This is a genomic window from Stenotrophomonas sp. YJH_SMC_25 (assembly GCF_059369595.1).
Genome location: NZ_JCAFSV010000004.1, coordinates 155,378 through 175,666 on the forward strand (window position 1 = coordinate 155,378; position 20,289 = coordinate 175,666).

The 20,289-nt window shown below is 67.1% G+C and carries 20 protein-coding genes; 10 read left to right on the forward strand and 10 right to left on the reverse strand.

All coding sequences use genetic code 11. The annotated features are described in order from the left end of the window. Nucleotides 1–220 precede the first annotated feature (220 nt). From AC5P7E_RS07280 to AC5P7E_RS07290, 3 genes are read left to right on the forward strand one after another with little or no spacing between them, the layout of a single operon-like run. Nucleotides 221–1,276 carry a sensor histidine kinase gene (locus AC5P7E_RS07280; RefSeq protein ID WP_012480381.1) on the forward strand — a complete coding sequence of 352 codons (1,056 nt, stop codon included), beginning with the start codon at nucleotides 221–223 and terminating at the stop codon, nucleotides 1,274–1,276. Next, a complete protein-coding gene (locus AC5P7E_RS07285; RefSeq protein ID WP_012480382.1) occupies nucleotides 1,269–1,910 on the forward strand; it encodes a response regulator transcription factor in 642 nt (213 codons plus the stop codon). The genes AC5P7E_RS07280 and AC5P7E_RS07285 overlap by 8 nt, the downstream gene beginning before the upstream one ends. Continuing rightward, the gene (locus AC5P7E_RS07290) at nucleotides 1,907–2,422 is read left to right on the forward strand and encodes a DUF1697 domain-containing protein (RefSeq protein WP_012480383.1); all 516 of its coding nucleotides are present in this window, start codon (nucleotides 1,907–1,909) and stop codon (nucleotides 2,420–2,422) included. Before AC5P7E_RS07285 ends, AC5P7E_RS07290 begins: the two co-directional genes overlap by 4 nt. Here AC5P7E_RS07290 and AC5P7E_RS07295 read toward each other — a convergent pair. The 4 genes from AC5P7E_RS07295 to AC5P7E_RS07310 all read right to left on the reverse strand — a co-directional run bounded on the left by AC5P7E_RS07295 (nucleotide 2,419) and on the right by AC5P7E_RS07310 (nucleotide 4,815). Next, nucleotides 2,419–2,811 carry a DUF3224 domain-containing protein gene (locus AC5P7E_RS07295; RefSeq protein ID WP_005409813.1) on the reverse strand — a complete coding sequence of 131 codons (393 nt, stop codon included), beginning with the start codon at nucleotides 2,809–2,811 and terminating at the stop codon, nucleotides 2,419–2,421. The genes AC5P7E_RS07290 and AC5P7E_RS07295 overlap by 4 nt on opposite strands. Nucleotides 2,812–2,844: 33 nt before the next feature. After that, nucleotides 2,845–3,279, reverse strand: a complete 435-nt coding sequence (locus AC5P7E_RS07300; RefSeq protein ID WP_012480385.1) for an EamA family transporter — start codon at nucleotides 3,277–3,279, stop codon at nucleotides 2,845–2,847. Between the two features lie 87 nt (nucleotides 3,280–3,366). Next, on the reverse strand, nucleotides 3,367–4,539 hold the full coding sequence (locus tag AC5P7E_RS07305) for a low temperature requirement protein A (protein ID WP_114618352.1): 1,173 nt from the start codon (nucleotides 4,537–4,539) through the stop codon (nucleotides 3,367–3,369). A 9-nt stretch (nucleotides 4,540–4,548) separates the two neighbouring features. Beyond that, the gene (locus tag AC5P7E_RS07310; protein ID WP_005413581.1) at nucleotides 4,549–4,815 is read right to left on the reverse strand and encodes a hypothetical protein; all 267 of its coding nucleotides are present in this window, start codon (nucleotides 4,813–4,815) and stop codon (nucleotides 4,549–4,551) included. A 204-nt stretch (nucleotides 4,816–5,019) separates the two neighbouring features. Between AC5P7E_RS07310 and AC5P7E_RS07315 the strand changes: the two genes are divergently transcribed. The 4 genes from AC5P7E_RS07315 to blaL1 all read left to right on the forward strand — a co-directional run bounded on the left by AC5P7E_RS07315 (nucleotide 5,020) and on the right by blaL1 (nucleotide 9,861). Continuing rightward, nucleotides 5,020–5,544 (forward strand): RNA polymerase sigma factor, encoded by a 525-nt coding sequence (locus tag AC5P7E_RS07315; RefSeq protein ID WP_495222832.1) that lies wholly within the window; start codon nucleotides 5,020–5,022, stop codon nucleotides 5,542–5,544. Continuing rightward, complete coding sequence (locus AC5P7E_RS07320) at nucleotides 5,541–6,392, forward strand: FecR family protein (RefSeq protein ID WP_024956545.1); 852 nt, start codon at nucleotides 5,541–5,543, stop codon at nucleotides 6,390–6,392. The genes AC5P7E_RS07315 and AC5P7E_RS07320 overlap by 4 nt, the downstream gene beginning before the upstream one ends. A gap of 71 nt (nucleotides 6,393–6,463) precedes the next feature. Beyond that, on the forward strand, nucleotides 6,464–8,893 hold the full coding sequence (locus tag AC5P7E_RS07325; RefSeq protein ID WP_114618351.1) for a TonB-dependent receptor: 2,430 nt from the start codon (nucleotides 6,464–6,466) through the stop codon (nucleotides 8,891–8,893). Between the two features lie 95 nt (nucleotides 8,894–8,988). Then, nucleotides 8,989–9,861, forward strand: a complete 873-nt coding sequence (gene blaL1 / locus AC5P7E_RS07330) for a L1 family subclass B3 metallo-beta-lactamase (protein ID WP_043033597.1) — start codon at nucleotides 8,989–8,991, stop codon at nucleotides 9,859–9,861. A gap of 122 nt (nucleotides 9,862–9,983) precedes the next feature. Here the strand turns inward: blaL1 and AC5P7E_RS07335 are convergent, their stop codons facing one another. Continuing rightward, nucleotides 9,984–10,520 (reverse strand): DUF411 domain-containing protein, encoded by a 537-nt coding sequence (locus AC5P7E_RS07335; protein WP_114618350.1) that lies wholly within the window; start codon nucleotides 10,518–10,520, stop codon nucleotides 9,984–9,986. 115 nt (nucleotides 10,521–10,635) lie between these two features. Further along, complete coding sequence (locus AC5P7E_RS07340; RefSeq protein WP_223846414.1) at nucleotides 10,636–11,070, reverse strand: hypothetical protein; 435 nt, start codon at nucleotides 11,068–11,070, stop codon at nucleotides 10,636–10,638. A gap of 103 nt (nucleotides 11,071–11,173) precedes the next feature. Here AC5P7E_RS07340 and AC5P7E_RS07345 point away from each other — a divergent pair, with 103 nt between their 5' ends. Continuing rightward, nucleotides 11,174–12,175 (forward strand): DUF4034 domain-containing protein, encoded by a 1,002-nt coding sequence (locus AC5P7E_RS07345; protein WP_231098236.1) that lies wholly within the window; start codon nucleotides 11,174–11,176, stop codon nucleotides 12,173–12,175. 18 nt (nucleotides 12,176–12,193) lie between these two features. On the opposite strand, the gene AC5P7E_RS07350 is transcribed toward AC5P7E_RS07345, so the two are convergent. Next, on the reverse strand, nucleotides 12,194–14,476 hold the full coding sequence (locus AC5P7E_RS07350) for an FdhF/YdeP family oxidoreductase (RefSeq protein WP_049469567.1): 2,283 nt from the start codon (nucleotides 14,474–14,476) through the stop codon (nucleotides 12,194–12,196). A 244-nt stretch (nucleotides 14,477–14,720) separates the two neighbouring features. Between AC5P7E_RS07350 and fdhD the strand changes: the two genes are divergently transcribed. After that, nucleotides 14,721–15,560 carry a formate dehydrogenase accessory sulfurtransferase FdhD gene (gene fdhD, locus AC5P7E_RS07355; protein WP_049469569.1) on the forward strand — a complete coding sequence of 280 codons (840 nt, stop codon included), beginning with the start codon at nucleotides 14,721–14,723 and terminating at the stop codon, nucleotides 15,558–15,560. 578 nt (nucleotides 15,561–16,138) lie between these two features. Here the strand turns inward: fdhD and AC5P7E_RS07360 are convergent. After that, nucleotides 16,139–16,675: a carboxymuconolactone decarboxylase family protein gene (locus tag AC5P7E_RS07360; protein WP_099524598.1), complete on the reverse strand. Its 537-nt coding sequence runs from the start codon at nucleotides 16,673–16,675 to the stop codon at nucleotides 16,139–16,141. 106 nt (nucleotides 16,676–16,781) lie between these two features. On the opposite strand from AC5P7E_RS07360, the gene AC5P7E_RS07365 reads away from it, so the two are divergent. Continuing rightward, nucleotides 16,782–17,678, forward strand: a complete 897-nt coding sequence (locus AC5P7E_RS07365; protein WP_111118285.1) for an AraC family transcriptional regulator — start codon at nucleotides 16,782–16,784, stop codon at nucleotides 17,676–17,678. Between the two features lie 421 nt (nucleotides 17,679–18,099). Here AC5P7E_RS07365 and AC5P7E_RS07370 read toward each other — a convergent pair whose 3' ends face one another. Further along, entirely contained in the window at nucleotides 18,100–18,660 is a 561-nt protein-coding gene (locus AC5P7E_RS07370) for a TetR/AcrR family transcriptional regulator (RefSeq protein ID WP_099523638.1), read from the reverse strand. Nucleotides 18,661–18,664: 4 nt separating this feature from the next. Then, complete coding sequence (locus AC5P7E_RS07375) at nucleotides 18,665–20,197, reverse strand: MFS transporter (protein WP_114618349.1); 1,533 nt, start codon at nucleotides 20,195–20,197, stop codon at nucleotides 18,665–18,667. Nucleotides 20,198–20,289: the final 92 nt, after the last annotated feature.

Here is a 20,289-nt window from a genome sequence, read left to right on the forward strand (position 1 = left end):
GACCGTGTCCATCCCTGCGGTAGTCCGGCCGCTGGCCGGCAACCTCATGAGCTCCGGCAACACCGTGCAGTTGCCGGCCAGCGGCCGGCACTACCAGGCATCGTTCTGGCTTGTGCCGACCAACGGTCGGCACCCACAGCACAAGAGCCTGCCGACCAAGATCGGCATCTGCCGATGGCGGCTTTGCTATCCTTTCACCCCACGTCAGGGAGCCGTCCCGATGCCATCGCTGTCGCCCCGTCGCCCGCTGGTGCTGCTGGCCCTGATCGTCGTGATGGCGGCGATCTTCCTGATCGACACCGTCACCGATTACGCCGTCGCTGCGGCCTGCTTCTACGCAGCGGTCATCCTCGCGGCGTCGCGCGTGCTGAGCGCGCGCGGGCTCATCACCCTGGCCATCGCCTGCATCGCCCTGACAGGACTGAGCTTCTTCCTGACCCGCTTCGGCACCTACCGCATCGGCCTGGTCAATTCGGTCATCGGCATGCTGGTGATCGGCATCACCACCTATCTCGCCCTGAACATGGAAGCGGCCAAGGCCGCCGTGCAGGAAGCGCAGGGCCGCCTGCTCAGGGTGGCACGCGCCTCCACCGTAGGCGAGCTCACCACCTCCATCGCCCATGAAGTCAACCAGCCACTGGCCGCCATCGCCAGCAGCGCCGAAGCCTGCCAGCGCTGGCTGGCACAGGACCCTCCGAACGTGGACAAGGCCCGGCAGACCGTGGCCCGCATCCTGGCCGACGCGCACCGCGCCGGTGACGTGATCGCCCGCATCCGCGGCCTGACCCAGGGCGCGGCACCGGAACGACGCGCCTTCGACCTGAATCAGGCGGTGGAGGAAATGCTGGCGCTGTCGCGCAGCGAGCTGGACCAGCACGGCGTGGCGGTGGCGCTGCTGCTGGACGCCGACCTGCCGCCGGTACACGCCGACCGCGTGCAGGTGCAGCAGGTGATCGGCAACCTGATCCTCAATGCGGTGGACGCGATGGAGCCAGTCCCTGCTGCGGACCGGCGACTGTCGCTGCTGACCCGGCGTGACGGTCAGCGGGTCAGTCTCAGCGTGCGCGACCGTGGTGTCGGCCTGCCCGCCGATCATCCCGAGCGAGTATTCGATGCATTCTGGACCACCAAATCACATGGGCTCGGCCTGGGCCTCAGCCTGAGCCGTTCGATGATCGAAGCCAATGACGGCCAGATCCGCGCCGAACGACCAGCAGGCGGCGGTGCCTGCTTCGTGTTCGACCTGCCCATTGCCTCGGACGTTCAACATGCGTAAGCCCGCTGCCCCAGCCATCGATCCAGCGCCCATCGTCTACGTGGTCGACGACGACCCGTCGGTGCGCGCCGCACTGGAAGACCTGCTGGCCTCGATGGGCCTGCAGGTGCGGGCCTTCACCTCCACCCAGGCCTTCCTCGAACACGACCTGGAAGACGCGCCAGCGTGCCTGGTGCTGGACGTGCGCATGCCCGGCCAGAGTGGGCTGGAGTTCCATCGCACGATGGGCAGCCTCGGCCTGCAGCTGCCGGTGGTATTCATCACCGGCCACGGCGACATCGCGATGGGCGTCAACGCGATCAAGGACGGTGCCATCGAGTTCCTGACCAAGCCCTTCCGTGACCAGGAGCTGCTCGATGCCATCCACAAGGGCATCGAGATCGACCGCCAGCGCCGCCGCGACGGCGAGGCACTCGGCGCGCTGCAACTGCGCTGGGACACCCTCAACGCCGGCGAGCGCGAGGTGGTCGATGGCGTGGTACGCGGCCGGCTCAACAAGCAGATCGCCGGCGACCTCGGGGTGAGCGAGATCACGGTGAAGGTGCGCCGCGCGCAGGTGATGCGCAAGATGGGCGCGCGCACCCTGGTTGACCTGGTACGCATGTATGACCGCCTGCAGGCGGGGACGCCATGAACGTCCACGTCGCCTTGCTGCGCGCGGTCAACGTCGGCGGCACCGGCAAGCTGCCGATGCGCGAACTGGTGGCGATGTGTGAGGACGCAGGCTTCGCCGATGTCCGCACGTACATCGCCAGCGGCAACGTGGTGTTGCGCAGCTCGCTCGACGAAACAGGCGTGCGCCAGGCCCTCGGCCAGCGGCTCCAGGCCTATGCCGGCAAGCCGGTGGGCGTGCTGGTGCGCTCGGCCAACGAGATTGCCGGCGTGGTGGCACGCAATCCGTTTGCGCAGGCGGCCGGCAACCGTGTGGTCGCCCTGTTCCTCGACGGCAGCCTGCCCGCCGACCCGCTGGACGGCGTGACCGGCCGGCGCGACGAACAGCTCGCACTCGGCACGCGCGAGATCTTCATCCACTACGGCGCCGGCATGGCCGACTCGCGCCTGCGCATTCCCGGCGCGGCACAGGGCACGGCGCGCAACCTCAACACCGTCGCCCGGCTCGCGACGATGGCAGCGGAACTCCGCTAGGGTTCTTCCGGAAGGCTGTAGAGCAACCGGTAGTCATGGCGGCCCTCGCTGATGGTGATCTCCAGCGTGCCGGCCAGGCCGAGCAGCCCGTCGCTGCCGGAATCGGGTACCACCACCACGCTCAGCTGCGGCGTGCCACGGGTCATCAAGCCGTTGTGCTGCAGGGTGAACCCACCGTGGCGCCCGGCCAGCGTGGCCGTCACCCGCTCCATCGCCACGTAGCCGGCCGAGCCCTGCACCGGGCTGCGGAAGGCCAGCATCTGGCCGACACTGCTGCCCTGCAGGTCACCATGGAAGACCTTGTCGATCGACATCACCCCGATCGGGCCGTCGTTGCCACTGATCGGCAGCAGGTTCACTTCAAAGGTACCGCGCGCTTCGCCCTGCATCCTGCTCTCCCTCGTCGATGGGTTTGAACGCTGCTACTTCTTCGTCGCCAGTACGATCACCCCGGCCAGCACCAGGCCGATGCCGCTCCATTCCCGCAGGGTCGGACGTTCACCCAGCAACAGATAGGCGAGCACGATCACCAGCCCCACGCTGAATTTGTCGACCACTGCCACCTTGGCCAGCTCACCACTCTGCAGCGCGCGGAAGTAGAACAGCCACGACGCACCCGTGGCCAGCGCCGACAGCACCAGGAACAGCTGCGTGCGCCCGGGCAGCAGCAACGGATTGGACCACTTGCCGGTGACCACCACCAGCGGCAGGATCACCGCCGCCACCACCAGGGTGCGGATGGCCATGGCCAGATCCGAGTCGACGCCCTTGACGCCCACCTTGGCGAACAGCGCGGTCAGCGCGGCGAAACAGGCTGACAGGCCGGCCCAGACCAGCCACTGCGGAACGTTCTGCATGCTGCGCCACTCCCGGTTCCCAGAGCACCCACTGCCCACGCTACTCCCATTGCCCGCCCGCGCAAGCACGGCAGCGACGCGTGCGGATCACGCCCGCTTCAGGCGACGCTTCAACCGCGTATCCATCAACCCCACGGCCAGCAGCACCGCACTGGTCAACCAGCCAGCGGCCAGCAGATGGGTGTGCGGCAAGACCACGCCCAACACGACCAGCGCCACGGCACCGATCAGATGCGAATACGGGGCGCGCCCGTACACAATGCGCTTGTACAAGGCGCTGCCCAGCAGATAGATCAACGGCCCCGCTACCAGCACCGTGGCGTAGACCGGGGTCACCGCTGCGCCAGGATGGTCCATGACCAGATCATTGCCGACCGCGGTGGCGATGATGCCGGCGATCAGCAGCGCATGCACGTAGTGGAAGTTGGCCCCCATCCGCCCGGGGTCCTCGGAATGGGTGATCGCCGCGGTGGCATCGCGGCTGGAGATGCCGAAATACAACCACCACATGGCGATGGTGCCGGCAAAGGTGGCCAGCACCGCAGACACCACCGCAGCACTCCACTGCTCGACCTCGCTGAGCACGCCACCGGTAGCCAGCAGCGTCTCGCCGAGTGCGACGATGACGAACAGCTGGCAACGCTCGGCCAGGTGCCCGCCTTCGATGGTCCACTCGCGGGTGTGCGACCGGCCCAGGCCAGGAAACGCGAAACCGAACATCGGCGAAATGTATTCGCAGGCCACCGCCACCGCCCACAACGCCAGACGCAGATTGCCCTCGGCGGCGGCGCCCGCCAGCCAGAAGCAGGCCGACACGCTCACCCACGCCAGCATGCGTCGGAAATTGGGCGCCAACGGATGCCTGCGACCGACCTCCAGCAGCACGAACACCGTGCGCCCGACCTGCATGGTGGCGTACGCCCCCGCGAAGACCCAGGCGCGTTCAGCGAAGGCCTCGGGAATGGACGAGGACATCAACAGCGCCAGCAACATGGTGACGAACAGCAGGCTGCGGATGCGTGGCGCCTCGGGATCGAACCAGTTGCTGACCCAGCAGGCGTACTGCCAGCCCAGCCAGACCGCGAACCACAGCACCAGCGTCTGCATCACCCCGACCAGGTCCAGGTGATGCAGCAGATGGTGGCTGAGCTGGGTAACCGCAAAGACGTAGACCAGATCAAAGAACAGCTCTTCGTAAGTCACGCGGGCGTGGTGGCCATCGCGCTGGCGCAGGGCAGGCGGTCTCAGTCGTGTGCTCATGGCCGTCCTTCAGCGCGCCAGGCGCCAGTACAGCAGTCCAGCCAGCAGGGCCGGCAGCGCGAACACCAGCAGCAGGATCGGCAGTTCTTCCCGCACGGCGTAACCGGCCTTGCTCACGCCCACCCACATGTTGGCCAGCGTCACCAGCAGCCAGGTGGCGATGAACGCGAGCAGCGCCGTGGGCAGCTGTGACTGGCCTACGCTCCACAGCCGCCCGAAGAGCAGGAATACCCCCAACAACAACACCCCACCCACCATCACCAGAAGCACGTGCATGGTCCATCTCCTTGAGCCTGCTTGCAGGCTAGCCGCGGCCGATTCTGCGCTCCAGACGATGATCGTGGTTTCACTTTCCAGTTCCGACGAACAATCCCCGACCCGCGCCCCACATGGCAAACGCGAACGGTTCCCATTAGTATTGCGTCATCGCGCAGGGATGCCCTCCCCCGCGCGCGCCCCTTGCCCTTGCTTCCGGTCCGGATGTCCCAGCTGCCTTCCCCACCCCCTCCCGCGCTGCCGCTGATGTCCTCGCTGGTGCGCCATTACGAGGAACTGGTGGAGTACCTGCGCCGCCGTTTCCGCTCGCCGGGGTTGGCTCGTGAGGTGGTGCACGATGTCTGCGTGCGCCTGCTGGAACGCCCGGCCGCCTACGATGCACGGCAACCCATCGCGCTGCTGCGGCGGATCGCGCACGATACGGCGGTGGATCGCTGCCGCGCCGAGGATCTGCGCCGGCACTGGGTGGAAGCGCGTGCCGAGCTGCCCGATGACGCCTGCCCGCGCCCCGGGCCTGAGCAGCAGGCGCAGGGACAGCAGGCACTGCAACGACTGGGCGCCACCATCGAACGCATGCCCTGCCGCCGCCAGCAGATCTTCATCCTGCACAAGATCCACGAACTGCCACAGGCTGAGGTTGCCCGCCGCATGGGTATCGGCCAGAAGGCGGTGGAGCGCCACCTGCGCCTGGCCATGGCCGATTGCCAACGGTCGGCTGGCCTGCGATGAGCCCACAACCGCCGCCGTCCCCACCGCAACCGCCGGTCCAACCCGCAACCATCGACCAGGTGCTGGACCAGCATCGCGATGCCCTGAAGGAACGCTTCCCCATGCCCAGCGCGGATGCGTTGCAGCGTCGTCGCGGTGGGCGTGCGGCGAAGATCGTCCTGCCGCTGCTGCTGATCACGGCCACGGGCGTGTTCATTGCCGACCCGGCATGGCAGGTGCACGACTATCGGAGCGCGGTGGGCGAACGCCGCGGCATCCGCCTGCCCGATGGCAGCCATCTGCTGCTCGACGCCGGTACCCATCTGCAGGTTCGCAGGCACATCCGCTCGCGGCAGGTGGTGCTGGTGCAGGGCCAGGCCCGTTTCCAGGTGCAGCACTCGACCTGGCGCCCGTTCGAGGTCGAGGCCGGGGCGGTGCATGTGCGCAACTATGGCACGGTGTTCGACGTTGACCGGCAGGGTAGCCTCAGCGAGGTAACCCTGTGGCGCGGCGAGGTGGGCGTGCGTGTGGATGGCGGGGGCGCAGAGCAGCGCCTGAAGCCGGGGCAGCGCGTGCTGGCCCAGCCAGGATCGTTGTCTCCGCCGGAAGCGGTGGACCCGGATCGAGCCGACTGGACCCGTGGACGGCTGCAATTCGACCGCATGCCGTTGGCCGAGGTGCTGCGCATCCTGCAGCGCTATCACGACCGTCCCATCGTGCTGGACGACCCGGTACTGGGGCCGCTGCAGGTGTCAGGCGTCTTCGATGCCGACCGCGCCGAGACTGTACTCGCGCTGCTGCCCGAGATCCTGCCGGTACAGGTGCACACCGCTTCCGATGGCAGCCTGCATCTGCGCGCCCGCGATTGAATGCCACACCGAGGGTGGGTTGCGCGCCGTCCCATCCGGCAAGTGCTTGAACCCTTCCGAAGGACCCCCGCATGACCCGCCCTGTTCCGCCAGCCGCCCTGCGCCGGCTGGCCCCCACCCTGCTCGCTGCCTGCCTCTGTGCGGCCCTGCCCGCCACGGCGCAGACCGCTGCATCCGCGCCCGTCGAGCTGCACCTGCCGGCCGGCCCGTTGCAGGCCTCGCTCACTGCGCTGGCGCGGCAGAGTGGCATCCAGCTGCTGTTCGCCGCCGACAGCGTGAGCGGCCGCAGCGCCCCGGCTGTTGATGGCCGCTACACCCCGCGTGAGGCCCTGCAGCGGCTGCTGGCAGGCCAAGGCCTGGCGATGCAGGAACGTTCGCCAGGGGTGTTCGTGGTGAGTGCCGCGCCAGCGCCGGCGAAGCCGCGCATCCCGGCCCGGGCCGCATCATCGGCGCCGTCATCCGCCTCGACGACGTCGCTGGCCCGCGTCACGGTCTCGGCCTCGACCGCGCGCATGCCGCAGGGCGAGACCGCCATGCCCAATACCATCACGGTGCTGACCCGCGAGGACATCGCCCAGCAGCTGGCATTGGGCTCGGATGTGTCGCGGGTGCTGTCGTCGCAGATCCCGGCGTTTGCCCCGGCGCGCGAGAAGATGTCCAACTACGGCGAAACCATGCGCGGCCGCGGCATCCTGTACATGGTCGACGGCGTGCCGCAGTCCACGCCACTGCGAGATGGCTCGCGTGATTCGCACACCATCGACCCGGCGATGATCGAACGCATCGAGGTCATCCACGGTGCCAACGCGCTACAGGGCATCGGCGGTACCGGCGGCATCGTCAACATCATCACCCGCAGTGCGCCCAGTGAGCCGGGCGCGTTCCTGCTCGACACCAGCGTCAGCTACAGCGCTGCCCTGCCCAGCCGCCACGACGACAATGGCCAGCGCGGCTCGGCCCTGGTGGGCGTGCGCGGCGAGCAGTTCGACCTGGTCGCCGGCCTGGCCTATGAGAAGCAGGGCCTGTACCACGACGGCGAGGGCCGATCGATCGGCACCAACGCGCAGGGCGAGCTGATGGACTCGACCTCATCGAACGTATTCGCCAAGCTGGGCTGGAACATTGCCGACGGCCACCGCCTGCAGGTCATGGCCAACCGCTATGAACTGCGCGGGCTGGACAACTACCTGGCCATCAACGGTGACTACCGGACCGGTCGCCCGACCATTTCGGTCCCGGGCGATACGCCGCTCGATCCGCCGATGAACCGCTCGCGTTCGCTGACGGTGGACTACAGCGCCGCCGACCTGCTCGGCGGCCGTTTCCAGGCGCAGGCCTTCGCGGTCGATTTCGAAGGCCGCTACGGTGCCAGCCAATGGGATCCTTGGGGCAACACCGGCGCCAATGCCGCCTGGGACCAGACCCAGAACGAATCGGACAAGCGCGGCTTCAAGCTGACCCAGAGCTGGAGCCGCATCGCCGACACCACGCTGGACGTGACCCTGGGCCTGGACGGCCTGCGCGACCGCACCCACCAGGTGCTGCTGGCCAGTGGCATGAACTGGGTGCCGCAGACCACCTACCAGAGCCTGTCACCGCTGCTGCAGCTGCACTGGTGGCCGACCGATCACCTGATGCTGTCCGGCGGCCTGCGTTACGAAAAGGGCGAGCTGGAAGTGGGTGACTACACCACCCTGCCCCGCTACGGCGCACGCAAGGTGGCCGGCGGCAAGCCGACCATGAGCGAGACCCTGCCCAACTTCGGCGCGGTCTGGTACATCAACGATCGCCTCAACGCCTACGCCTCGTATTCGGAAGGCTACACCGTGGCCGACGTCGGCCGCGTGCTGCGCGCGATCAACCGCGACGGACAACGCGTGGACAGCCTCGTCGACCTGTCACCGGTGGTGTCGGACAACCGCGAGATCGGCCTGGAGTACGACGATGGCCGCTTCAGCGGTGACATTGCCTACTACACCTCCGAATCCAAGCTGGGCTCGGTGCTGATCTACGATCCGGGCATCGATGCCTATGCGGTGCAGCGCCAGGCCACCCGCGTGGAAGGCTTTGAAAGCAACCTTCGCCTGCGGTTGGGCAATAGCCGCCTCGGACTGGGCTATGCACGCGCCAACGGCCGCTACGACGCCGACGTTGACGGTCGCCTCGACAGCGACCTGGCTGGTGTGAACATCGCGCCGAACCGGCTGACTGCGTTCTGGGAACAGAGCTGGACGCCGCAGCTGAGCACCCGCCTGCAGGCCAGTCACGCCTTCGACCGCGACTTCGACCTGCGTGGCGCGCAGGTGGCCGAGTTCAAGGGTTACACCACCGTGGATCTGGTCGCGCGCTATACGCTGGACAAGCATGCCTTCACGCTGGGCGTGCAGAACCTGGCGGACAGGCAGTACATCAGCTACTACTCGCAGACCACGCCGTCGAACCCGAGCTATTTCTCCGGCCGCGGCCGGGTGCTGACGCTGGGATGGCAGTACCGGTACTGATCCATGGCGTCCTTATGGGAGCCATGAAATCTATGCGAGACGCGATGAAGGAGGCCCATGCTAGTTTCTGGGCCTCCTTCAAGCGGACTTGGATCATGCGTTTTACCCTGCTCGCCTTCGCCCTGGCCGTCGCTCTTCCGGCCGTCCACGCCAGCGCCGCCGAGGCACCGCTGCCACAACTGCGGGCCTATACCGTGGATGCGTCCTGGCTGCAGCCGATGGCGCCGCTGCAGGTTGCCGACCACACCTGGCAGATCGGCACCGAGGACCTGACCGCGCTGCTGGTGCAGACCGCCGAGGGCGCAGTACTGCTGGATGGCGGCATGCCACAGATGGCCGGTCACCTGCTGGACAACATGAAGCTGCGCGGCGTGGCCCCGCAGGACCTGCGATTGATCCTGCTCAGCCATGCGCATGCCGACCACGCCGGCCCGGTCGCCGAGCTCAAGCGTCGCACCGGCGCGCATGTGGCGGCCAATGCAGAAACGGCGGTGCTGCTGGCGCGCGGCGGCAGCAACGACCTGCACTTTGGCGACGGCATCACCTATCCGCCGGCCAGCGCCGACCGCATCATCATGGATGGCGAAGTGGTCACGGTGGGCGGCATCGCATTCACCGCGCACTTCATGCCGGGGCACACCCCGGGCAGCACCGCCTGGACTTGGACCGACACCCGCGATGGGAAGCCGGTGCGCATCGCCTACGCCGACAGCCTGAGTGCACCGGGTTACCAGCTGAAGGGCAATCCCCGTTATCCGCGCTTGATCGAGGACTACAAGCGCAGCTTCGCAACGGTACGGGCGCTGCCCTGCGATCTGCTGCTCACCCCGCATCCGGGCGCCAGCAACTGGAACTATGCCGCCGGCAGCAAGGCCAGCGCCGAGGCACTGACCTGCAACGCCTACGCGGATGCGGCCGAGAAGAAGTTCGACGCGCAGTTGGCCAGGGAAACGGCCGGGACCCGCTGATTCCGAAGCGTCGAGCTTGCTCGACGGAGCCGCAGAGCAGTCGAGCACGGCTCGACTCTGCAAAGAGCAAGTCGGCCGCGAGGAAAGGTGCCGGTCAGACCGACCGGCACCACCACTGGCTGTCAGCCACCTTGCCGGTGCTGGGCAAACGGTTCGGTGATGCCATCGTTGCGCACCAGCTCGACGGTGTACGGCTGCACGTAGCCGTCCGGCATTTCCATGCCCGGCGAACCGGCCGGCATGCCGGGCAGCACCAGCCCGCGCGCGGCCGGGCGTTCGGCCAGCAGGCGCTTGATGTCCTCGGCCGGGATGTGACCCTCGACCACGTAACCGCCGATCTCGGCGGTATGGCAGGACGCCTTGCCGACCGGCACGCCCAGGCGGACCTTGATCGGGTTCATGTCATCGGTGTCGCGCACATCGACCTGGAAGCCGGCGGCCTTCAGGTGGTCGACCCAGATGCCGCAGCAACCGCAGCTGGCGGTCTTGTGCACGATGGCGACCGGCAAGGCTGGATCGATCTTGGCCGGGCTGGCTTGGGCCGGTGCCGGTGCCTCGCTGGCGACGGGTGCCGCGGAGGATTCTTCAGCGGCACGAGCGCAGGCGGTCGTGGCCAGCACGGTGCCCAGCAGCAGGCCGAGGGAGAGAGTACGGTTCATTGAGTGATTCCTTTGCAGAGGCGGGCAACGTAGCCCGCCGCCCGCGCATCGAAGGCGCGGGCAGAGTCGAGAAAAAGTCGAGCAGCTACGGCAGGCGCGTGAGGCCTGCAGAAAATCACGCGATGGGGGGCCGCAACGGGTCGAGTCTCGGCGGCGGTGCGCGTTGCTGGGTATTGGCCGGAACAGGCGCCTCGCGCCAGGGCGAGGCCGGTGTTCCGTTCAATGTCGCCAGCATGCCAAGACAGGCCGGCGGGCATTCGCACTCACCGCTCTGGCAGGCCGCCGGGGCCGCATCATCGCAGCAGCCGGCCGCAGCCATCGCGGCTGAGTGCGGTGCAGCGCAATGCTCCTGGCTGGACGGGCCGCTGTACGGAGACGCAGCGAGCGCCAGCGCCGATGCATTCAGCACCAGGGCGACAAGCAACATCCATCGCAGCAGCAGGCCAGGCAGGTTCACCGGCCGATGATAGCCGATGCAGGCGCCCTGAACGTGGGGTGGCAACGACCCTGACAGCTTGACAACCACGCGGCCGACTTGCGCGATGCCCATTGCTATGGCGTGATGGCAATCGTGGCACCCTGCATTGCCACGCCCCTGCCCCTGTCCCCGACACGGAGTTTCCCTCATGAATGGATTCATGCGAACACTGCTTGTGGTGCTGCTGTTGTCGTGCGCGACCATCACCCACGCCGAAGAACCAAGCGAAGATGAAGCAAGCGAACGCGCTGAAGTCTCCCGGCAGGCACAGCAACTGCTGGAGAAGCAGGATTTCGCCAGACTGGAGCAACTCGCCAGTCGTTACCGGGATACGGATCGCTACTTCAGCAGTGGTGTCTGGAAGCTTTCGGCGTACTACGTAGGCATCGGCTATGTCTTCAGCATGAGGAACCGTGACCCGGCCTACTGGCAGGGTCGCGAGAAGCTCGTGCAGGCGTGGATCTCGCGCTACCCCAGGTCGCCGTCGGCGCGCCTGGCCATGGCTGAGATGCTCAGCCGCCAAGGCTGGAGCATCCGCGGCCCCGGCTATGCAAATACGGTGAAGGAAGAGGACTGGGCACCGTTCAAGGCGCTGCAGCAGCAGGCCGTTGACTACCTGCTGAAATACAAGGACATCGCCAGCACGGACCCGTACTGGTACGAGTCGATGGAACACCGGGCGATCGAACAGAGTTGGGATGCAGACCGCTTCTTCGCATTGCATGACGAAGGCATCGCGCGCTATCCGGGCTACTTCCCGCTCTACTTTGCTGCCGTGCGCTATTTCGCTCCGAAGTGGGGCGGCGATCCGGCTGGCCTGGAAGCCTATGCTCGCAGGGTCATGGCCGCGGCCCCACCGCAGGACCAATACATGCTGTACGCCCGTATCTACTGGGTCGCCTCGCAGCGGGAGTACGAGGACCGTTTGTTCACCGAGTCGAAAGTGAACTGGCCGACCATGAAACGCGGCTTCGAAGACGTGCTGTCACGTTATCCCTCGCCATGGAACCTGCAATCATTCGCGTACTTCGCCTGCCAGGCCAATGATCCCGTCAAGGCCCGTGAACTGCTGGCGCAGATCCAGGAACCGATCGTTGGCGCTTGGCGGGATACGGCCAACTATTTCCGTTGCTCCTTTGCCCTGGATGAACCCAACCCACATGCCGAAGGCCCATAGGACTGGATTCATCCACTGCTAGGCGACCGCCGCCATCGCCCGCATCCGCACCGGGATCGACTTGGCCGCCGGCGTGCCGCTGATGCGGTCGTAGTAGTCCAGCGGCAACAACGGGTTCAGTTCGGGGTAGTAGCCGGCCAGCGCGCCGCGCGGCATCGGGTAGTCCAGCACCGTCAGGCCCTCGACGCGCCGCTGCACACCATCGCCGCTGATCGTCTCCAGGCTGACCAGCGCCTCCTTCTCCAGCCCGCGTGCCAGTCGGTCCTCGATGTTCATGAACAGCACCATGCGATCGTTGTACACGCCGCGGTAGCGGTCGTTGTAGCTGTAGATGGTGGTGTTGTACTGATCGTGCGAGCGCACCGTGGCCAACCGCAGCATGTCCGGATCATGTACGGGATCGTCCACGTCCAGGCCGGGCATCACCAGGATGTTGGCCTTGCCATTCGGCGTGGGCCACACCCGGCGGCGCGGCGGAATGTCCAGATGGAAACCGTGTGGCTGCTGGATGCGCTCGTTGAAGCCGGTGTAGATCTCCGGATACACCGCAGCAATCAGCTCGCGGATGGGTGCGTAGTCGTGCATGCAGCCGGCCCAGTCAACCCTGCTGTCGGGCAGCGTGGCCAGCGCCATGCGGCAGACGATTTCGACCTCGGGCAACACATCGGCGCTGACCGGTTCGAGCACGCCGCGCGAGGCGGTCACATTGGACATCGCGTCTTCGATGGTGACGAACTGCTCGCCGGCCGGCGTGAAGATGCGCTCCGAGCGCGCCACCACCGGCAGGATCAGCGCATCGCGGCCATGAACCAGGTGCCCACGGTTGAGCTTGGTGGCGATCCCCACGGTCAGGTCCAGGCCGCGCATCGCTTCGTACGCACGCGGCGTATCGGGCACCGCATGGATGAAGTTGCCACCCAGGCCGATGAACACCTTGGCACTGCCCTCCAGCATCGCCTCGATGGATTCGACCACATGGTGGCCGTGCTCACGCGGCGGATCGAAGCCGAACACCTGCTGCACACGGTCCAGATAGGCCGGCTTGGGCTTCTCGTCGATGCCGACGGTGCGGTCACCCTGCACATTGGAATGGCCACGGATCGGCCCGATACCCGCACCGGGCTTGCCGAAATTGCCACGCAGCAACAGCAGGTTGGCGACCTGCTGCAGCAGGCGCGAGCCGTACTGGTGCTGGGTCAGCCCCATGCCGTAGCAGATCACGGTGGCGTTGGACCGGATGTAGATCTCCGCACAGCGACGGATCTGCGCCTGCGAAATGCCGGACACCTGCACGATCTGGTCCCAGTCCTGCGCCATCACGTCTTCGCGCAGCGCCTCCAGGCCCACCGTGTGTTCGGCGAGGAATGCATGGTCGAGCACACGCTCACCCTGCGCCTCGCGCTCGAACATCACCTTCATCATGCCCTTGATCAGGGCCAGGTCGCCGCCGATGCGGATGTGCACGAACTCGCTGGTGATCTCGGTCGAACCGAACGTGGCCATCTGCACCATGTCCTGCGGCTCGGCGAAGCGGATCAGCGCGCGCTCGGGCATCGGGTTGACCGCCACGATCGGAATGCCGCGTTTGCGCGCCTCGACCAGGTTGCTCATCATCCGCGGTGAATTGGTGCCGGTGTTCTGGCCGATCACGAAGATCGCCTCGGCATGCTCGAAGTCCTGCAGCACGATGGTGCCCTTGCCCACCCCGATGGCCGGCGGCAGGCCGCGGCTGGTCGGCTCGTGGCACATGTTCGAGCAGTCCGGAAAATTATTGGTGCCGAACTCGCGCACGAAGATCGAATACAGGAACGCCGCTTCGTTGGGCGTGCGTCCGGAGGTATAGAACTCGGCCTGGTGCGGGCTGTCCAGCGCCTGCAGGTGGCGGCCGATCAGTGCGAAGGCATCGTCCCAGCTGCACGGCACGTAGTGATCGGTGGCCGCGTCGTAGCGCATCGGCTCGGTCAACCGGCCCTGCATCTCCAGCCAGTAGTCGGTCTGCGCCATCAGCTCGGTAACGGTATGCCGGGCGAACAGCTCACGACCGGCACGGAACTGGGTGGCTTCCCAGGCCAGTGCCTTCGCGCCGTTCTCGCAGAACTCCAGCTTCTTGCGTTCGTCGGCATCGGGGAACGCGCAGCTGGGGCACTTGAAGCCACCGGGCTGGTTCATCGCCAGCAACGCCTTCGACCCCTTGCCGATCACACTCTGCTGCAGCAGCACCTTGGCGGTGGCTCCGGCGGCACCCCAGCCACCGGCGGGCTGGTTGTAGGGCTTGTAACGCGGCGGCTTCTGCTCGGACATGTTCGGGAACCTGACGGGAGGAACGCGGCAACAATGGGCACAACGCGGTCCGGCGGCGCTTTCGGACGCACAGCCAGCCCCACAGTCAAACACGGCCTGCACGGCTTCGCCAGTGGGTGCGCGCTGTTTTCAGCGCAGCCTGCCATGACAACGGTTACACCTGCGTCAGCGCATGGCCACTGCGCTATTCTCGATGGCGTGGGTGGTCCACCACCTGCGTATCTCCCTTGTCCGGACGCGCTGCATGCCTGATTCGACCCCACCGCACGCCCCGCCTGCCGGCACGGCCCAGCGCCCGTTGCAGCGCTGGCGCAGCGAGGGGCGACAGCCCCTGGTCGACGTGGTGGCCGAGGAAGTGCCGGTGGCGCTGCGTTACAACGGCGCCGCCTTCGCGGTGATGATGGCCACGCCCTGCGACCTGGAGGACTTTGCGCTTGGGTTCTCGCTCAGCGAGGGACTGATTGCCACGCCCTCGCAGCTGCTGTCGATCGACATCCGCCCACAGCTGGAAGGCATCGAACTGCAGATGACCGTGGCCGAGGAGGCACCCGGTGCCGACCTGGACCCCGCCAATGGGCGCCTGCTGCCCGGCCGTGGTGGCTGCGGCCTGTGCGGCACGCGCCAGCTGGAAGAAGTGCTGCGCCCACTCCCGCAGATCCGCGAACGCCGCAGCTATTCCGCCGCCGCCCTGCAGCGGGCGGTGGCGACCTTGGCGCAGCACCAGCCGATGAATGCGGCAAGCGGTTCGATCCACGCCGCGGCCTGGGCCGATGCCAGTGGGCGCATCGGTTGGGTACGCGAGGATGTGGGTCGCCACAATGCACTGGACAAGCTGATCGGCGCCCTGCATCACAACGAGCACGCCATCGACGGTGGGTTGCTGGTGATTTCCAGCCGCGCCAGCTACGAAATGGTGAGCAAGGCAGCGCGTGCGGGAGCCAGCGTGCTGGCGGCGGTTTCGGCGCCGACCGCGCTGGCGATCGACCTGGCCCGCAGCGCCGGCCTGTGCCTGGTCGGGTTCGCGCGGGAGAGCGGGTTCAATGTGTATACCCATCCCGAGCGGCTGCAGGCAGACGACAAGTAGCATCGACTGGGTAGTCGTCGACTGGGTAGAGTCGACTGTCAGTCGACTGCTCTTCGTTCAGCCCCCCCCGAAAACCCCGCGCTGCGCGCGATAGTCGACTGACAGTCGACTCTACCCGGTCGGCTCCATTCAGACCGGCCCGGGCGGCCCGCTGCCACCCGGGCCGAACCGAATCTCAGCGCAGCGCGACCTTCGGGAAGTCCACCTGCAAGTAACGCTGCGTTGTAGAGTCGACTGTCAGTCGACTGATCTTCGTTCAGACCCCCGAAAACCCCGCGCTGCGCGCGATAGTCGACTGACAGTCGACTCTACCCGGTCGGCTCCATTCAGACCGGCCCGGGCGACCACTGCCACCCGGGCCAGGCCAGATCTCAGCGCAGCGCCACCTTCGGGAAGTCCACCGGCACGTCGAACGCTGCGTTGTAGAGTCGACTGTCAGTCGACTGCTCTTCGTTCAGACCCCCCGAAAACCCCGCGCTGCGCGCGATAGTCGACTGACAGTCGACTCTACCCGTCTACCCGGTCGGCTCCATTCAGACCGGCCCGGGCGACCACTGCCACCCGGGCCAGGCCAGATCTCAGCGCAGCGCGACCTTCGGGAAGTCCACCGGGACGTCGAACGCTACGTTGACGTAGTTGGTGAACAGGTTGAGCGCGACGTGGGCGAGGATCTCAACGATCTGCTCATCATCGAAGCCAGCCGCACGCAACGCCTGCACATCGCCATCGGCAATCTGCGCTCGTTGCTCGACTACCTTCAGCGCGAAGTCCAGTGCAGCGGCGGTAGCCGGGTCGTTGGACTGGCCGATCTGCGCAGCGGCCATCTGCTCGCCGCTGGCGCCGGCCTTGCGGCCCAGCGCGGTGTGCGCGGCCAGGCAGTACTCGCAGGCATTGCGGTTGGCAATGGCCACGGCGATCTGCTCGCCCAGCAGCGGCGACAGGCGACCGCCGCCCAGCGCGCCGAACGAACCCCACATGCTCTGCAGCGCGGCCGGCGAATTGGCCACGGCACGGAACATGGCCGGGGTGGCGCCGAAGGCGGCGTGGACCTGGCCCAGCAGGGCCTGACGGTCGGCGGTGGTTTTGGCGGCATCGATCAGGGGGACACGGGACATGGTGGATCTCCTTGGGAAAGCGCCCGGAATTGGACGACCCGCTCATCCTAGGTAGACTCCCCGGACGAATCAGGCGCAATAAACCACACATGTTGTCCATTCATCCATGAACGTGTCCGCCGACGCTTCCGCACCCGACCGCCTCTCCTCCCTGTTGGAACGCTTCCGGGTGCAGGCCGCGCTGTTCCACAGTGGTCCGCTGTGCGGACGCCACGTCTTCGAGCCGCAGCCTGGTCGTGCCTTCCTGCACATCCTGCGCCAGGGTGAAATGGAGGTCCGCCATCCCGGGGGCGATATCGCGCTGCCCCGGTTGAAGATCGACACACCCAGCCTGCTGCTGTATCCGCAGCCGCTGCACCATGTGTTCTTCAATGCACCGCTGGATGGCCCGGATTTCATCTGCGCCACGCTGGACTTCGATGGCGGCGCGCGCAATCCGATCGTGCAGTCGCTGCCACCGGTGATGGTGGTGCCGCTGGCGGCGATCGGCGAACTGGATGACACCCTGCACCTGCTGTTCGCCGAGGCCGATCGCCAGCGCTGCGGTTCACGGCTGCTGACCAACCGCCTGTTCGAGGTGGCGCTGATCCAGATCCTGCGCTGGGTGGTGGACCACCCGGATGCGGCGGGCGTCAGCCATGGGCTGATGCGCGGGCTGTCCGATGCGCGGCTGGCCCGTACGCTGGTGGCGATGCACCAGGCGCCGCAAGACGATTGGACGCTGCCGCGCATGGCTGCGACTGCCGGCATGTCACGCAGCGCGTTCGCGGCGGTGTTCAAGGAGGTGATGCAGGCGACGCCGGCCGCTTATCTGCTGGACTGGCGGCTGAGCCTGGCCTGCGCGCAGCTGCGGGCAGGCGTGGCGGTCAAGCAAGTGGCGATCGAGCTGGGGTTTGCCGATACCGCCTCCCTGTCGAAGGCGTTCCGCAAGCGGCTGGGAGCATCGCCGAGGGCGTGGCTGGCCGCGAGCGCCGCGCAGGCTGGGCAGACGCGCGAGGAGTAGAGTCGACTGTCAGTCGACTAGCGCGCGAAGCGCGGGTTTTCGCTGTCTGATTGAAGAGCAGTCGACTGACAGTCGACTCTACCGAAGCGCATTTTCGTGGCCTGACCGAAGGGCAGCCGACCAGCGGGCGGCTCTACCACGGGCGATGTCTGCGCGCCGGCTGGCCGCTCAACTGGGCGTTCCGTCATTCTCGCTGTCGAAGGCGTTCCGCAAGCGGCTGGGGGCCAGGCTGGGCAGACGCGCGAGGGGTAGAGTCGACTGTCAGTCGACCAGCGCGCGAAGCGCGGGGTTTTCGTTGTCTGACCGAAGGGCAGTCGACTGACAGTCGACTCTACCGAAGCGCATTTTCGTGGCCTGACCGAAGGGCAGCCGACCAGCGGTCGGCTCTACCACGGGTGATGTCTGCGCGCCGGCGGGCCGCTCAACTGGAGGTTCCGTCAGACTTCGCCAACAACCCGGCGATGCGCTCGGCAACACGGGCGCGCACGCCTTCGTCCAGCTGGCCTTCGTACATCGCCTCGTAGATCCACAGGCCATCGGCGGCCAGTCGCGCCACGAAATTGTCGAGCGCGGCGCTGTCTTCCGCTGCACCCGCCTCCGGCGGCAGCGGCGCCCAACGCCGCACCGCCGGTCCCCACGGACGCTCATCGGCGTCCGGGTCCGCCGATTCGAGCATGAACATCAGTTCGGCACGGGTGGCACTCTGCGCCGAGACACGCACGAAGGTCTGGTAGCGCTCCAGTGCCGTCGCTTCATCCGCGCGCTTGCCCAGCAGCGTTTCCATCGACGTTTCCCAGGCCTGCACCAGGTGCTCGTCGATGCCGCGCAGCAGCGCCTCGCGCGACGGGAAGTGGTACAGCAGGCCGCCGCGGGTCAGCTTGGCCTCGGCCGCCACCGACTCGAAGGTCACCGCTCGCACGCCATCACGATTGATCACGTTGACGGCGGCGTCGAGGATGCGGTCGCGCTTGCTGGTTCTCATCGCTTCATTTTACGCGATCGGCCGCACCCTCGCGGCTGCCAACGCGGCCGCGCAGCAGGCGCGCCAGGATCGTCGCGCCCAGCGCCAACACCGCCGTGATCACCAGCAGCACGATCTGGTAGCCACGGTCATACGCCGCCGCAGTCAATGCGAACCACTCGCCCTGCCCGCTCTCGCGCGCGACATGCAGCGCCTGGGTGAAACCCTCGCGGGCAAGCGCGGGCATGTCTGCCGAGACCGGCAGGAACGCGCTGTACATCGCTGCGCTCAGGCTGCCCAGCATCGCCACCGCCAGCAGGCCACCGAACTCATAGGACACTTCTTCCACCGACGAGGCCATGCCTGCGCGGTGTGCCGGCACATTGTTGAGGATGGCGGTGGATGCCACCGAGATGGCCGAACCCATGCCGAAGCCGGTGATGGCCATGCCAGCCACCACCCAACCAAGGCCGTGCGGGAAGCCGAACGCCACCACGCCGACGCCCAGCGCACCTGCGGCCAGGCCGCCACAGATCAGCGGGCGCAGGCCCACCCTGTGCAGGGTGCTGCCGCCCAGCAGCGCGCTGGGCAGGCTGCCCAGCGCCGCCACCGAGACCAGCAGGCCCGCCTGCAGCGGCGTGAAGCCTGCCACCAGCTGGAAGCGCTGGGTGGTGACCAGCTGCAGGCCGGCCATCGCGAACAGGGTGAACACCGCCGACAGCGTGCCGGCCAGGAACGCAGGGTTGCGGAAGATCGCGAAGTCCAGCAGCGGGTACGGCAGCTGCTGCTGGCGGCGCGCGAACGCCGCACCGCTGATGACGGCCAACAGCAGTGCGCCTGCGCCCAGCGCATACGACGGCGGCGTTGCGATCAGCGACTTGATCGCCAGCACCAGGCCGGACAGTGCAGCCAATGCCAGAACTGAGGACACCAGGTCCCACGGCCGCGAGGTGTCGCGCTGGCCTTCCGGCGCCAGCAGCAGCGTGGCCACGAATGCGACCACCACCACCGGCACGTTGATCAGGAACACCGAGCCCCACCAGAAGTGCTGCAGCAGCCAGCCGCCAATGATCGGGCCGAGCGCCGCACCGACGATGGCCACCGAACCCCAGATCGCGATGGCGATGTTGCGTTCGCGCTCTTCGTGGAAGCTCAGGCCGATCAGCGCCAGCGTGGCCGGCATCATCGCGGCCGCGCCGATCGCCAGGAACGCGCGTGCGGCAATCAGCTGCGCTGCGGTGTCGGCGAACGCCGCTGCCAGCGAGGCGACGCCGAACACCACCAGGCCGATCAGGAACATGCGGCGATGGCCGATGCGGTCGCCCAGCGTGCCCGCACCCAGCAGCAGGCCGGCCATCACCAGCGGATAGGCGTTGATGATCCACAGCGCCTGGCCGGCACTGGCCGAGAGTTCCTCGGTCAGCGTCGGCAGCGCGGTGTAGAGCACGGAGTTGTCGAGCGTGACCAGCAGCAGGCCGGCGGCGACGGTGAACAACAGTGCCCAGCGACGGGCACGCGACAGGGCCGGAGCACCGGCCAAGGGCTGGGACAAAGCCATGGGAGAACCTGATGGGGGTGGAGTACGATCATAACTATACAGGATGTCCTGTATAGTTATGACCTTGAGAGCCAGCCGATTCAGCTTTTGTA